At 43.4% G+C, this 15,949-nt stretch carries 7 protein-coding genes; all 7 read left to right on the plus strand.

Translation table 11 applies throughout. The annotated features are described in order from the left end of the window. Nucleotides 1-59 precede the first annotated feature (59 nt). The 7 genes from drmD to drmC all read left to right on the plus strand — a co-directional run bounded on the left by drmD (nt 60) and on the right by drmC (nt 15,943). Nucleotides 60-3,281, plus strand: a complete 3,222-nt coding sequence (gene drmD, locus H6G96_RS29255; RefSeq protein WP_347242290.1) for a DISARM system SNF2-like helicase DrmD — start codon at nt 60-62, stop codon at nt 3,279-3,281. Between the two features lie 14 nt (nt 3,282-3,295). Then, complete coding sequence (locus H6G96_RS29260; RefSeq protein WP_190916099.1) at nt 3,296-7,255, plus strand: DNA methyltransferase; 3,960 nt, start codon at nt 3,296-3,298, stop codon at nt 7,253-7,255. Between the two features lie 65 nt (nt 7,256-7,320). Beyond that, nucleotides 7,321-8,676, plus strand: coding sequence for a hypothetical protein (locus H6G96_RS29265; protein ID WP_190916101.1), 1,356 nt, complete (start codon nt 7,321-7,323; stop codon nt 8,674-8,676). Nucleotides 8,677-8,684: 8 nt separating this feature from the next. Next, nucleotides 8,685-9,791, plus strand: a complete 1,107-nt coding sequence (locus H6G96_RS29270) for a hypothetical protein (protein ID WP_190916103.1) — start codon at nt 8,685-8,687, stop codon at nt 9,789-9,791. 31 nt (nt 9,792-9,822) lie between these two features. Then, nucleotides 9,823-13,275, plus strand: coding sequence for a DISARM system helicase DrmA (gene drmA, locus H6G96_RS29275; protein WP_190916105.1), 3,453 nt, complete (start codon nt 9,823-9,825; stop codon nt 13,273-13,275). Continuing rightward, nucleotides 13,272-15,146, plus strand: a complete 1,875-nt coding sequence (locus tag H6G96_RS29280) for a DUF1998 domain-containing protein (RefSeq protein ID WP_190916107.1) — start codon at nt 13,272-13,274, stop codon at nt 15,144-15,146. Before drmA ends, H6G96_RS29280 begins: the two co-directional genes overlap by 4 nt. Continuing rightward, nucleotides 15,143-15,943, plus strand: a complete 801-nt coding sequence (drmC, locus tag H6G96_RS29285; protein ID WP_190916109.1) for a DISARM system phospholipase D-like protein DrmC — start codon at nt 15,143-15,145, stop codon at nt 15,941-15,943. Before H6G96_RS29280 ends, drmC begins: the two co-directional genes overlap by 4 nt. Nucleotides 15,944-15,949 lie beyond the last annotated feature (6 nt).

The raw sequence follows: 15,949 nt of genomic DNA on the forward strand, positions 1-15,949 counted from the left end.
AAGGGGAATGATTTTCACTAAAAAAGAACTGCTGCAAGTCTATTCAGAGGGAGATGCCAGTGACTGACGTTATAACTGGACAAATTGTGCGAGTGCGATCGCGGCAGTATCTTGTAGAAGAAGTTGTGTCGAAACCCACTAAGGAGCAAGATACCAAAGTTAGCCTTTCTTGTTTAGAAGATGATGCGTTAGGAGAATCGCTAGAAGTCCTGTGGGAACGCGAAATAGATGCCAAAATCGTAGGGGCGACATCATGGGATTCCATAGCGAATCGAGGTTTTGATAATCCGCGTCTGTTTTCTGCCTACCTGCACACATTACGTTGGAACTGCGTTACTTCCACAGATGCCAAGCTTTTTCAAGCGCCTTACCGAGCGGGTATAGAAGTCAAAGCGTATCAGCTAGAGCCGCTACGTAAAGCTTTGCTGATGCCGAGAGTTGGTTTGTTTATTGCGGATGATGTCGGTTTGGGCAAAACAATTGAAGCAGGGCTGATACTGCGTGAGATGTTGATGCGGCAGAAAGTTAGGCGAGTCGTTATCTCGTGTCCGCCATCAGTGGTAAGGCAGTGGCAAGAGGAAATGGAGAGTCGCTTTGGACTCACATTCATGATTCTTGACCGTGAGTTCATTGCTGCGCGCCGTCAAGAACGGGGTTATGGAATTAACCCTTGGATGACGCACACTCGGTTCATTATTTCCCACGCTTTGCTACGAGATGAAACCTATGCCGCACCGTTACGGGACTGGCTTGGTGATTTTGCAGCTGCATCCATGCTCATTCTTGACGAAGCTCACAATGCTGCACCTGCGAGTGGTGCAAAGTATGCGGTTGATTCCCAACTTACCAAAACTATCCGAGATTTAGCACCGCGTTTTGAACACAAGCTGTTTTTATCTGCCACTCCCCACAATGGACATTCCAACAGCTTCGCTGCCTTACTAGAAATTCTTGATCCCCAGCGTTTCTGCCGAGGAGTACCCGTTCGTAATCGCAAGTTGCTGGACACTGTAATGGTGCGGCGCTTAAAGCAAGATTTACGAGAGATCGGAGAAGAATTTCCCCAACGCTACGTTCTTCCTATAGTTATTGATAACCTGCCAGAAGACGCGCCAGAACTAAAATTATCCCGACTGCTGCAACAATATCGCAATCTGCGTGAGGAAAAGCTCAAAGATGCAGCGAAGTCTACCCAGACTACGGCAATGTTAGTAATTACTTCCCTGCAAAAGCGTCTTTTATCTTCCATTGAGGCATTTGCTCGGACTTTAAAAGTGCATCGAACGGGGATGGAAAAGCAAGCAATTAACCGTCCTTCCCTACATCAAGCCAGTCTCCCGTTGCTGTTTGAATCCCCTGGTGCGGATGACGAACGAGCAGAATTTTCCGAAGAGGAAGTAATTGCAGAAGAAGATGCTCAAATGGTAGCAGCTACTATGCAGGCTGCGGGACAAACAACCCGTGAATTAGCAATTTTAGATGAGATGGCAGATGTAGCGAATTCCTCTCGCTATCAGCCAGATCCACGGATTCAAAAACTGGTGGAGTGGATTCGCCAAAATCTTTGCCCCGATTTGGGTCAACCTAATGCTGCTTGGTTAGAACGGCGAGTAATTATCTTTACAGAATATACAGATACTAAACGTTATCTACAACAGCAATTACAAAGTGCGATCGCTGGCTCTAACCGTGAACAAGAACGCATAGATGTATTTCACGGGGGTATTGGAGAAGAACGCCGCGAAGCTATTAAAAGTGCATTTAACGCTGATCCGGCGCGTCATCCCCTGCGAATCCTGATTGCCACAGATGCAGCGCGAGAAGGGGTGAACTTCCAAAACAACTGTGCTGACTTGTTCCACTTTGATGTGCCGTGGAACCCATCAAGGATGGAACAGCGCAATGGACGGATTGACCGCAAATTACAGCGTTCGCCTGTTGTCCATTGTTACTACTTTGTTTTACCGCAACGTACAGAAGACAAAGTATTGGATGTACTGGTGCGGAAGACAGCCACGATTCAACAAGAACTTGGCAGTCTTGCACCAGTGGTTGAAAGAAATGTGTCGCGCTTACTGGCTAATGGGATTCGCCACCAAGAAGTAAATAATCTTACCGATTCGATTAATCAGGCAGAACAACTTAATAACAAGGAAACAGTTAACACCCAGGTAATTAATGAGGAATTGGAGCAAGCCAGACTCCGCCAACAGGATTTGACTAAACAGGTTGAACAGTTACAAGAAATGTTGAAAGACTCGCGGGTTTGGTTGGGGCTAGATGACCACCACTTCCGTGATGCTATTTCCGCTTCTTTAGAAATTCTAGGAGTTCCAACACTTGCCCCTGTTGATGTGAATGAAGTTGCTAAGAATCCTGTAACTGCGCGTTGGACAATTCCGGCTCTCGATCAGCGTACTGGTGCAGATCCAACATGGTCAACTACACTTGATACCCTGAGAACACCTCGAAAAATCGGACAAAAACCTTGGGAATGGCGAAAAGAAGCACCGATTCGTCCTGTAGTTTTTCGAGATCCTGGTTCTTTAGATGGGGATGTAGTTCATCTGCATTTAGAACACAGAATTGTTCAACGTTTACTGGGCAGGTTTTTAGCTCAGGGCTTCTTGCATGATGAATTAACTCGTGCTTGTGTTTGCCTAACTAATGACCCAATGCCAAAAGTGATTGCACTGGGACGGCTAGCTCTGTATGGTGAACGGGCTTCTCGCTTGCACGACCAGGTGATTGCAGTCGCAGCAGAGTGGTCAGACCCAACCAGTCGGGGACGCAAAAAACTTCAGCCTTTAAGAGAAGGCGAGAAAGACAACGTACTGGAATTACTGGAAAATTCCCTGGCTTCTCCACACTTGCTGCAAGTTACCGAAGCGGTGAAAGAGCGATTGAAAAAAAGTGCAGCCCAAGATGTAGCAGAATTAATTCCCCATCTGGAACGCCGTGCTACAGCTTTGGCTGAAAGTGCTGAGAAAAAGCTGACCAATCGGGGTGCTAAAGAAGCTGCTGAGATGAAGAACATTTTGGAGGAACAGCAGACGCGAATTCTCAAGTGTCAGGAAGAATCTAAGGCAGTGCAGTTGTCTCTTCCATTCATAGAAGAACAGCGCCAATTGGATGCAGACCGTCGCCATTGGGAAAAACGCCTGCAAGCGATCGCAACCGAACTAATTTCAGAACCAGCCCGAATTGAAGCCGCCTACAAAGTAAAAGCAGTGCGGATTGAGCCAGTCGGCGTAATTTATCTATGGCCGATTTCCGGCTAGAGGAAGTGTAAACAATGGCAAACGATCCAGAAATTCGGTTACATAAAGAATGGTTGGGCTTTCTCCAGCCTGTAGGGTTAGTGGTATCTCCGCCTGCATTGTCAGCAGCCCAAGCTGTGGTTAACCGCAATGTGGTGGAACTGCAACAAACACTCGCTACAGTTGCCAGACGCGAACCCCTCTCTGGTGACATAGGTAAAGAAACCTTTGGAATTGACGACTTTCCTGCTTTTACTATCAATGTTTTAGGTTGGCAACCAGAAGATTTAGTTGTCAGTCCAGAAGAATTAGCGATCGCACTCCCAGATTACAACGAAGTTTTAACACCCACGTATGCTGTACCCGGCCCTAATGGCAACTGGATGATGCTGGTACAGGTGTTTCCTGATGGTACTGAACTTGACAATGCAGGTGCAGAGGATAGTAAATCTATTGGTTGGCACGCCAGCCCCCAATCTAAATTTGAGCGCCTTTTAAAAGAAACGAAAGTTTATACTGGGCTATTGTGCAACGGTACAGAATTGCGTTTGGTTTATGCACCACTTGGAGAGTCATCAGGACACCTGACTTTTCCTGTACAGGCAATGTGTGAGGTATCTGGGCGGCTGATTTTGGGTGCAATGGATATGTTGCTCTCGGCTGATCGACTGTTTAATGTCCCTAGCGATCGCCGTTTGTCTGCAATCCTGGAAAAAAGCCGGAAATATCAAAACGATGTCTCTATTAAGCTTGCAGAGCAGGTATTAGAGGCATTATGGGATTTACTGCGCGGCTTCCAAATAGCAGATGCAACTACTAAAAGCAGCTTAATAAGTGAAATTGCTACTACTACACCTCAGCATATTTACGGTGGATTAATTACCATCTTGCTGCGGTTGGTGTTCCTGCTTTATGCTGAAGATCGGGGACTGATGTCTCAAGATGCAGTTTATACACGTTATTACTCAGTTAGTGGACTTTATGAGCGCTTGAGAGAAGATGCAGGCAATTACCCGGATACAATGGATCAGAGGTATGGTGCTTGGGCATGGTTGCTGAGTCTGTTTCGTCTCGTTTATGACGGCGGCGGTCATGCTGATTTGTACTTACCGGCTCGTCATGGACAACTATTTGACCCAGATGAATATCCGTTTTTAGAAGGTCGTCTCCAGTCTACAGAATATCAAACAGGGGAAAGTCTTGAACCTCCTCGCGTTTCAGATGGGGTAATTCACAGGGTATTGCAAGGGTTGTTGGTACTGGATGGAGAACGTCTGTCTTACCGTTCTCTAGATGTCGAACAAATTGGTTCCGTCTATGAAGCGATTATGGGCTATGAGGTAGAAAGAGCAAGTAGTCCTGCTATCGGTGTTTGGAGTAAACCCAAAGGTTCTAAATCTTCAGTGACAGTTGTTGTCAGCGTTGAGGAAGTTGTCAAAACCAAGGCAAGTGATCGCGCGAAATATTTAAAGGATGTTGCAGGTTGCGAAATTACTGGTAAATTCCTGACAGAGTTAAAGGATGCGAGGACAGCAGAGGATATAGTGGTGGCTTTAGGACGCAAGGTGTCACCGAAAACGCCGAGTTTAATGTCTGTTGGTTCTCTGTATTTGCAACCGGGGGAAGAACGCCGGCGTAGTGGTTCTCATTATACGCCTCGTGCTTTGACTGAGCCGATTGTTAAAGAAACCCTCAGACCGATTTTAGAAGCGTTGGGAGAAAACCCAACACCAGAGCAGATTTTAGAGTTGAAAGTTTGTGATTTAGCGATGGGTTCGGGCGCATTCTTGGTAGAAAGTTGTCGTCAGTTGGCGGAGAGATTAGTTGAAGCGTGGAATAAGCAAAACGTATTACCTGAAATTCCAATTGACGAAGAACCGTTACTTTATGCGCGGCGTTTAGTGGCGCAACGGTGTTTGTATGGTGTGGATAAAAACCCGTTTGCGGTGAATTTGGCGAAGTTATCTTTGTGGCTGGCGACTTTGGCGAAGGCTCATCCTTTTACATTTTTAGACCATGCGTTGAAGTGGGGTGATTCATTAGTTGGGTTGACTTCTGAACAAATTAAAACGTTTACTTGGGATGAAGACAAAACTTATAAAGACCCAAATTTACCTTTGTTTAATCAGGCGATAGAGAAGGTAAAATTTGATAGAGATCAAATTCACAAGCTAGATGAAGATAATTATGCAGCAAAACGAGATTTTTACGAGAATATAGAAACAGAGTTACATGATATTCGGCTGAAAGGGGATTTGGTTATTGCTTCATTTTTCGCAAAGGATAAAGATAAGGCGAGAAAGGATGAGCGTGATAATTCATGGTTAAAGTTTTATAACAGGCAGAAAAATCAAGAAGATGATTTAGATGTCAGGCGTATTTGTGCTGAGTTGCGGTATGGGAAGAAACCAGTTCCGGCGTTTAATTGGGAGATTGAATTTCCAGAAGTATTTGATAGAGATAATCCGGGATTTGATGCGATTGTTGGTAATCCACCTTTTTTGGGTGGTAAACGTATTAGTACAGTATTTGGTGATGGTTATAGGGATTGGTTGCCTGTTGTACATCCTGAAACAAATAGCAATGGTGACTTAGTGGCGCATTTTTTCCGACGAGCATTTAGCTTTTTACGCCAGTCTGGATGTTTTGGATTAATAGCCACAAATACCATTGCCCAAGGAGATACCCGTAGCACTGGTTTGAGATATATCTCTGAGCAAGGCGGTACAATTTACAATGCTCAAAAACGGATGAAGTGGCCGGGTTTAGCGGCGGTTGTCGTGAGTGTTATTCATATTTTTAAAGGGAAATACGAAAATAGAAAATTGCTAGATGGACGAGAGGTTAACTTAATTTCTGCGTTTCTATTTCATACTGGTGGCAATGAAAATCCCAAGATGTTATTGTCGAATGCTGATAAAAGCTTTCAAGGTAGCATCGTGTTAGGAATGGGTTTTACATTTGATGATTCTAATCCTGATGCAACACCTATTGCTGAAATGCAGCAACTGATTGAACAAAATCCCAAAAATGCGGAGATAGTTTTCCCTTATATAGGTGGAGAAGAGGTTAATTCTAGTCCAACTCATGCATATCATCGTTATGTAATTAATTTTGGGGAGATGAATGAAGAGGAAGCACGACAGTATCCTGATTTAATGAAGATTGTAGAAGAGAAAGTTTATCCAGAAAGAAAAAATAAGCCTGGAAGTTATAGCCGTCAGTGGTGGCTTTTTGGACGACGAAACCAAGAAGGTAACAAAGCGATCACACCTCTTAATCGCGTTTTATTAACAAATGCTCAAGCGTCAACTCATTTATCTTTCATTTTTTATGAACCCACAGTTGTATTTGCTAATAGCCTAAATATATTTCCTTTTCAAACTTATTCTAGTTTTGCTGTTCTTCAATCTTGTATTCATGAAGTCTTTGCACGTTTCTTCAGTTCATCTTTAGAAGATCGACTTCGCTACAATCCCTCAGACTGTTTTGAAACCTTCCCCTTCCCCGAAAACTGGGAAACCAACGCCGCCCTAGAAACTGTGGGTAAAACCTACTACGAATACCGCGCTGCCTTAATGATTCGCAACAACCAGGGACTCACCGACACATACAACCGCTTCCACGATCCCGACGAACGCCACCCCGATATTTTACAACTACGCTTACTCCACGCCCAAATGGATCGTGCTGTTCTCGATGCTTACGGCTGGACAGATATTTCCACAGACTGCACCTTCCTGCTTGATTACGAAGACGAAGAAGATGACGAAAACACCAGCAAACGCCAGAAGAAAAAGCCTTGGCGCTACCGTTGGCCGGAAGAAATTCACGACGAAGTATTAGCCCGTTTACTCGAACTCAACCAGCAACGTGCCGAAGCCGAAACTTTAAGTGGCAAGGCTGCAAATAAAAGCAAGGGAAAAGGGAATACTAACAAAGGTAAAAAATCACGTAAAGCATCGGACGAGTCTGCAACTATTCCAGGCTTGTGATTAAACCAGCCCAAGTATTTTTCTCGCACATTAGTAACTTTATAGATTAGGAATTGCATCTTGCCATGAATCCAGAATATCTCGAAATAAATTCTCACCCATTACTATTAGAAACAACAAACGTATCTAATGAGCAAGTATCCGATACACAGGAAATCAATGCTCAATTAACTATTTCTGAGAATTTACAAACAAAAAATGTATCTCCTGAAGAAATATCAGCATTTAATGAAATAAATGAATTAGGAACCACTCATATTAAAGAAGAGCAACAGCAAGTAGAATCATTAAAAACTCCTATACAACCTTTTGGTACTATCCAGAGCCTGCTTCCATTGAGTGAAGCTTTTTTCAAATATCTAAGATTGATAGTACCTTGGCTATGGGCTGTAGTAATTATTGTAGTTTTTATACCCATGATTGGGCAATTATTTATAGCTAAAGCATTTCAAGCACCAGCTACTTCTTCAATTCCTCAACCCGCTTTGGTAACACCAGCCAAACCTATACCACAAGCCGTTGACTGGAATTTAGTTAAAAAATCAGTGCATAAAGAACTGAAAGTTGCTTACCAAAGTGCAGAAGATTACGCATCTAAAGAACTAGATGCGTGGGCTGATGACTTAATAAATCGCGTGGATAGTAACTTTTTGGATTGGTACTTTAGCTATTTTAATCAAAAGAAAATTGAATACAAAGCCTTTTTTAGTGGAATTGCAACTAATATGGGGCGCTGGCTAAATCCTAATAGCCAAGTATCACAAGAGCGAATAGCAGAAATTATTACCGAAGATTTTCAAACAGAGTTCGCTAAACGAGTACTACGCCCTCAAATTTCTCAACTTCGTTTAGAACGAATCACTACTCAAACAGTCCAACACTATTTCAATGCAGTTGATGCAAATATTACCCTAATTCCTAAATATCAGCAAATTTCTCAACCTGATTGGAATCGTTATCTCCATGACTTATCTATCGATATTGTGAATGTTGAAGGCAAGAAATCAAAGTTAACAGGAAAAGCACTTCTAGCTGGAGAAGCTTACTTAGCCTTTAAGCCTTTAATCATCAAAATGATACCAACTATCGGTAGTAAAGTTGTTTTAAAGCTTGCAGGTAAAGCAGGCGCAAAAATTGCTACAAAAACAGGTGGTATTTTGGCAAGCAAGGTAGGTAGTGTTCTTTTGGATTCTACAGTAGGAGTAGGAATTTTACTTTGGGATGTTTGGGATAATCACCATACAGCTAGTATTGAAAAGCCAATTTTGAGAGATAACTTAGCTCAGTACCTGCGAGAAGTAAAAGGTTCTCTACTAAATAATCCTGACAACGGCATTATGACAGTAGTTGAGAAAATTCAACAAAGCATAGAGCAGTCTTTAGATTTAGCCCAAGATTTAACTTCTGAAAATTTGAGTTGATTAAGTCAATGTTTTACAGCAAATCTCTACAGCGTTTTATTTCAGTAGCAGCAACTATTGTTTTAGTTTGGTTTGGTATTGTTCCTGGCTCTGGACAAATAGCTGCTGTTCATGCTGAAACTATTAATAATAAAATAGTTTTAGAGCAGCCAATTACATCATCATATAATAGAGATGAACCAGATCAAAGTTTAGATAAGGTAGTTACGAAAGAATCGATTAAACCTTCAAATGATTGGTACGAAATTGATCAGCATTTAGTTAATGCGGTTAGAAATGCGTATAACAGTTCTGAGAATTATGCAATTGCTGAGTTAGAGGATTGGGAAAATGAGCTACTGCAAAAAGTAGATGATAAATTTCTCAATTGGTATTTCAGCTATGGTAATCAAAAATTCATGGAATTTGGTGTTCCCTTTGCTTGGATAGTATTTAAACTAGATTCTAATTTAAAACTATTTAGAACCGAAGAAGAGAAAAATTTAACTGCTGGAGAAATAGTCAAAGTAAGAATGACGCAAGACTTCAATAATAAATTCCATGAATTAGTTTTGAACGAAGACTCCGAAAAATCTTTCAAGCGGATAGTAGAAAAAATCGGTAGGGCTTATGCTTCAGCAATGAGTATTCAATTTTTAACAATTAAATCTCAATATAAAATCAATGATCCCGACTGGAAAGAACATTTAATTAAAATATCACAGATTATTTACGATACAGGTAATAGTCAATCAAGTCTGACAATAGATAGCTTTAATAGTGATTTATTTACAAAAGTCTTTACTTTTACCACAGCTACTGTTGGATTAAAATTAGCCGCTAATTTTGCGGCTAAAGCTGGTTCTAAAATCGCTGCCAAAGCTGGGGCATCTGCTATTGCTAAAGCAGGCGCTCAACTTCTAGATCCCATTTTAATTGTCGGCTTTTTAGCTTGGGATGTTTGGGATTATAACCACATGGTTGCAGAATCTAAGCCACAACTACGTCAAAATATCTCAGATTATTTAAGGGAAGTAAAATACTCTATTTTATCAGCACCAGGCAATAGTATTATGGCTGCTCTAAAAGATGTCGAAAGCAAATTTTTGGATGGAATAGAGTCTCAACCGATTTAATACCGAATCTACTGAATAAATCACTACTAATATGCCATCTATCACATCTGCCGAAGTGCGATCGCATCTGATTGATGCCTTACAGCTTGACCTTGTAGGTCCACCACCCGATGATGTTGCCCATGCTGAAGAAACTTTAGATCAAGCTCCTTCCAAGTGGTATCTCACGGGATTCCTTGTACCCTACGGCGTACCAGTTGTGGATAACTCTGGCGATGAAGAAATGGACGAAGTTGGTCGTGTTGGCTCTGGCGAAGACGAAAAGATTCCAGAGAAAGCCTTTGCCCGTAAAGCCTATTTCCCTTCTTCAATGGGGTTAAGTGTGCTTTTACCCCAAACCGTTAACCAACTTCATGTTACTGTCGGGTGGGGTGATTACCAACCACTAACCAAACCAGATACCGAAGGAAAAGAAATTACCTTCACAGGTGATTGGCAGAGAGTTCCAAGAGAGGCTGAACTTACCGTACCGTTGCGTACAAGCGGCAGACCGACTCAATTAGACCTTGGTTTAAATTTAGGCAATACGACTAAACAACTAGAGATTCCCCTTAGTGGAAGTAGTTCTCCAATATATTTGGATGTTCCTAACAGCGATGGCTTACAGCTGGTTGTCTCAGTTCGCTCCGTAACTTCTGAGGAATTAGTACCAGCAGGAACGCGCTCAGTTTCAGTATTCTTAGTTAATCATCGCCGCCCTAGTTCTGACCAAAAGCGGGATGCTGGTTATGCTTTCCAAACAAATTTAATAATTCAGACAGCCGATTCCTTTGTACCACGCCCCAATTTACGTGGGCGAGATGGCGATGACTGGGATGAGAAAGTTGCTGATTTGCAATACCGAGATGATTACGAATATGCTGTTGGTCATAACGTTTCTGCGATTGCAGTTGCAAATCCCAATGGTGGCTGTCAGGAAGTAAGAACGGCTTGGATACCAACTGCTGACGTAGAAAAGGTAATTGCAACCCAGGTTAAAAATGTGGAAGTCGGCATGGAAGCATTAGCCGCCGCACCGACAGCAGAAGCATTGCGAAATCTGCTCAGTCCGATGGTTAGTGCTTATTCTGAATGGATAGATGATCAACGAGTCAAATGTCCGACTGGGCAAAAACGCTTAGGTGTAGCTAAAGACCTATTAGATCGAGCCGGAATTGCTAAAGACCGAATTGCTGCTGGTTTAAATGCATTGGATGACCCACAAGTATTAGATGCATTTCGCATTGCCAATCGAGCGATCGCCTTAGCAATTCGTCAGCGTGCGACTCATAAGAAAAACATTACTCCCGAATCTATAGCCCCTCCAACTTGGCGACCGTTTCAACTTGCTTTCTTGTTAATGAACTTGGTGGGTATCGCCAACCCCGAACATTCAGACCGGGAACTAGTTGATTTACTGTTCTTCCCTACAGGTGGTGGTAAAACTGAAGCTTACTTGGGGCTGGCAGCTTTTACACTTGTATTACGGCGGCTACGTCATCCTGGTATCGGCTCTGCGGGACTGAGCGTACTGATGCGCTACACACTGCGCCTCCTCACCCTTGACCAACTGGGACGTGCTGCGACGATGATTTGCGCCCTAGAGCTGGAACGGGAGCAAGATGTAGAAAAATTGGGGAAATGGCCGTTTGAGATTGGATTGTGGGTAGGGCAAGCAGCTACACCTAACCGGATGGGCAAGAAGGGGGACAATGATGAAAATAGCGCCCGTTCGCGTACCATTGCTTTCTTAAATAACGATCGCAAACCTTCACCTATTCCTTTAGAGAACTGTCCTTGGTGCGGAACTAAATTTACCCGCAATTCATTTCAACTATTGCCTAATCCTGACCAGCCAATAGACTTGCGTATAAGTTGCGCCAATCGCCGTTGTCATTTTAGAGGCGATCGCTCTTTACCAGTGTTAGCAGTAGACGAACCGATTTATCGCCGTCTGCCGTGTTTTATGATCGCTACAGTAGATAAATTTGCGAGTTTGCCTTGGGTAGGAGAAACAGGTGCTTTATTTGGACGTGTAGAACGTCATGATAAAGATGGTTTTTACAGCCCTGTTTATCCAGGTAGAGGTAAAGCACTTGACGGTTATCTGCCACCGCCAGATTTAATTATTCAAGATGAACTGCATTTAATTTCTGGCCCTTTAGGGACAATGGTAGGACTTTACGAAACTGCAATTGATGCTCTTTGCAGTCGAGAGATAAATGGTCAAAAAATCCGCCCGAAGATTGTAGCTTCCACTGCGACAGTGCGACGGGCAAACAAGCAGATTAAGGCATTGTTTGGGCGAAATGAAGTCGATGTATTTCCGCCACCAGGGCCAGATCGGCGCGATTCATTTTTTGCGAAGACAGTATCTGCCGAAGAGAAGAATGCTCGAACTTATATAGGAATTGCTGCCCAAGGGCGAAGTCTGAAAGTAGTATTATTACGTACTTATCTGGCATTGCTGGGAGTAGCACAGAAAGAATGGTTAGCAGCAGGCGGGGACAAAAACCCTCATAACCCAGCAGACCCTTACATGACATTGCTTGGGTACTTTAATTCGTTGCGTGAACTAGGTGGCAGTCGGCGCATTGTTGAAGATGAAGTCAACTCTCGGCTTATTGGTTATAGCAAACGAAAACGAGTCGGTAAAAGTTCAGGTTTGTTTGCGGATCGGAAAATCGATGATGAACCAGAAGAATTGACCTCCCGTGTCAGCACAAGTGAAGTTGCAGATACTAAAAGCCGTTTAGAAGCAACATTTGACCAAAAAGAGCGTGTTGATGTAGTCTTAGCTACCAATATGATTTCTGTTGGTCTGGACATTACGCGCTTGGGCTTAATGGTAGTTCTCGGTCAACCTAAAACAGCCGCAGAATACATTCAAGCTACCAGTCGTGTGGGACGGGATGAAGAACGACCAGGATTAGTTGTTACATTACTCAACGTTCACCGTCCGCGCGATCGCTCACACTATGAACGTTTCTTTGCTTGGCACGCTACTTTCTATAGGGCAGTAGAAGCTACCAGCGTTACCCCCTTCTCTCCTCGTGCTATTGACCGAGGGATTGCTGCGATTACCGTTGCTTTAGCACGTTTGGGGCATTCTGGGATGACAGCACCACTTCGTGCGAGCGACATTCTTCAGCACCGTAACGAGCTAAATTTTGTCATCGATGTGATCGCCAAGCGTGCCGAGATGCACGACAAAGAACTTGATGCAGGTGATGCAGAAGCACTCCGTCAAAAAGTCAGGGGTCGAGTTAAGGATTTACTAGATTTATGGGAACGGATTGCTGGTGAAAAAATTAACCTTCAATATCAACGTGAGGTTGGGGAAGCGCCGCCTCTATTATTTGACCCACTTGACCCGGAATTAGAAAAAAAACCACTAGAAGAAAGAAAATTTAAAGCTCAACGTAGTTTACGTGATGTTGAGCCAACAGTTAATTTGTGGGTTCGCAATCCTGATGGATTTGAGGTAGAGGAGGAAGAATCATGAGTAAATCAAACAAAAAGCGTCCTCCATCTGGAGAGATTCGACAGAGCCAAATTTTATCTACTTTTGGCCCAGGGGCAATGGTGGATTTACCCGATTATTCCATACTAATTGGCGGACTCAACCACTGGCACGGGGACAAAAAACGTATTTATGAAGACCGATTAAAGGAACGAGTGGCTGAAATTTTAGGGGTTAATGATATTGCCCTATATGCCCCACCTGTAGACGAGAAAGACCCGAAAGCATCTCGCACTGGAATTACAGCTTTCGCTTTCCCCACTTGGTTTGTTGCTCAAGTAGAAGAAACTTGGCCTAAACCAAATGAAGCAACGCCTAATGCCAAAGTTTACCGGACACGTCCTCTACTACCTTGGGGTAGTTTGGTAACTGGTAAATATCTCAATGCTGACAGAAAGAAAGTGCCAGTCGTACCTGTGCGTTTTGTACAAGCTTGCATTAACGGACACATAAAAGATATTGATTGGCGTGGTTTTGTTCACGAAAACCCTAAAACCACCTGCCGGGGTCAGCTATGGTTTGATGAGGGCGGATCTGGCAATGATTTTGCTGATATTTTTGTCCGCTGTGAAGCTTGCAAAGCTCGTCGTCAGTTATCAGATGCAACAGTACCCAATGGCAAGGTTTTAGGAAAGTGCGAAGGACATCGCCCTTGGCTTGGCCCCAAAGCCCAAGAACTCTGCATTTCTGAGTCAACAGGGAAACCAGAATATAATCGGCTTTTGGTTCGCTCTGCCAGCAATGCTTACTTTTCCCAGCTTCTGAGTGTCATTTCTCTACCAGACTCGGATGCAGCCTTGCAAAATGCGGTTAATTCAGTTTATGAAGACTTCCTTCAGTATGCAGAAAGTAGTGATGAAGTTAAAAAAGAACGCCGGAAGCAAAAAGTCGCTGCTGTTTTAGAAGGATTTAGTGATGAAGTTGTATGGGCAGAAATCCAGCGCAGACAGAGTGGGCAAGGTAAGCAATACAAGGGTATTAAGCAAGTAGAAATTGAGACTTTGCTATCTAGCCCCTTTGAAGTCGGAGAAGATGTACCAGAAAGTGACTTTTATGCTCGTGCGCGGAAATTAGATAACATCAAACCAAAATTACTATCTGTTATAGAGAGCATTGTCTTGGTACACCGACTTAAGGAAGTTACCGCCCAAATTGGCTTTACTCGCTTTGAGGCAATTATGCCTGATATTGACGGCGATTTAGATATTCAAGTCAGGCGAGCTGCTCTTGATATTGAACCTACTTGGGTGTCGGCAATTGAAAACAGAGGCGAAGGCGTGTTCATCGCTTTCCGTAAAGAAGCTATTGATAATTGGCTCAAGCGGGATGCAGTACATCTTCGGGGGAAGAAATTAGCAAAAGGCTTTGATATCTGGCGCAAACAAAAAGGTATTGCTCAAGAGAAAGCTAAGTTTCCTGGATTACGTTACATTATGCTGCATTCCCTTTCACACCTATTGATTGCAGCTGTGTCTTTAGAATGTGGTTATGCTGCTAGTTCAATTCGTGAACGCATTTATGCTGGCGAATCCGGCTATGGCATTCTTTTATACACGGGTTCTCCTGGTTCGGAAGGTACTTTAGGGGGACTGGTACAAGTAGGAAACCGAATTGAATACCATTTGGATGTTGCACTGGAGATGGGGAGGCTTTGCTCTAATGATCCAGTTTGCGCCCAGCATCAACCAGATGCCGAACAAGAAGATAGGTTTTTACATGGTGCTGCTTGTCATGGGTGCTTACTCATTGCTGAAACTTCTTGCGAACGGCGCAATGAATTTCTTGACAGGGCATTGGTCGTTGCTACTGTTGAAGGGCCAGGGGCAGAATTCTTTGAGGATGTGAGAGTATGATGGCTTTTCTCCACCTGAGCCGTCCAGCCCTCGTTAATTTGGCAGTCGCTTTGGAAACTGGCAGACTTTCCCCGCCCTTTTCCACATCGAATGTAGCGAACTACATCCCAGCAGCTTTGAATCGAGACATTGTTGATGAACTCAACCGACTTAATGTTATGGGCGTACATTCCGAGCATATTGCTTACACGCTACGACTGCTGGCAGAAGAACGAAGTACATCCCAAGCAGTGAGCGATCGCGTTGATTTGGTTTGGACTGGCCCAGAAATTGCTGGTTCTCAAAGCCGTGACACTGGGGTTGTTGTGCGCGAGTTGTTTAGCACTGCCAAAATAAGCGTTCTCATTTCTAGTTTTGCTCTTGATAAAAAACAAAAAGCACGAGAGTTATTTATGGTGCTGGCAGAACGCATGGATTTTAACCCAGAATTAAATGTGCGAATGTTTCTTAACGTTAACCGACCACACAACAGTGAAGTGCCAACATCTACTTTACTGCGGGAGTTTGCCACTAGTTTTCGCCAAGATATTTGGCCAGGAAAAAGACTACCTGAAGTGTTTCACGATCCGCGATCGCTGGCGGTGGGTGTGGAATCAAAAGCTTGTTTACACGCTAAGTGTGTTGTTGTAGATAAGGAGCGTGTGCTTGTGACCTCTGCCAATTTTACAGAAGCGGCTCACGAGCGCAATATTGAAGCTGGTGTATTACTGAACGACCCAGTAACGGCTATTGCTTTGCAAATGCAATTTGAAAGCTTGGTTACAAGAAATATACTAGGTCGAATTCCTGGAATCTGACTATTT

Source organism: Nostoc sp. FACHB-892 (genome assembly GCF_014698795.1).
Lineage (GTDB): Bacteria > Cyanobacteriota > Cyanobacteriia > Cyanobacteriales > Nostocaceae > Nostoc.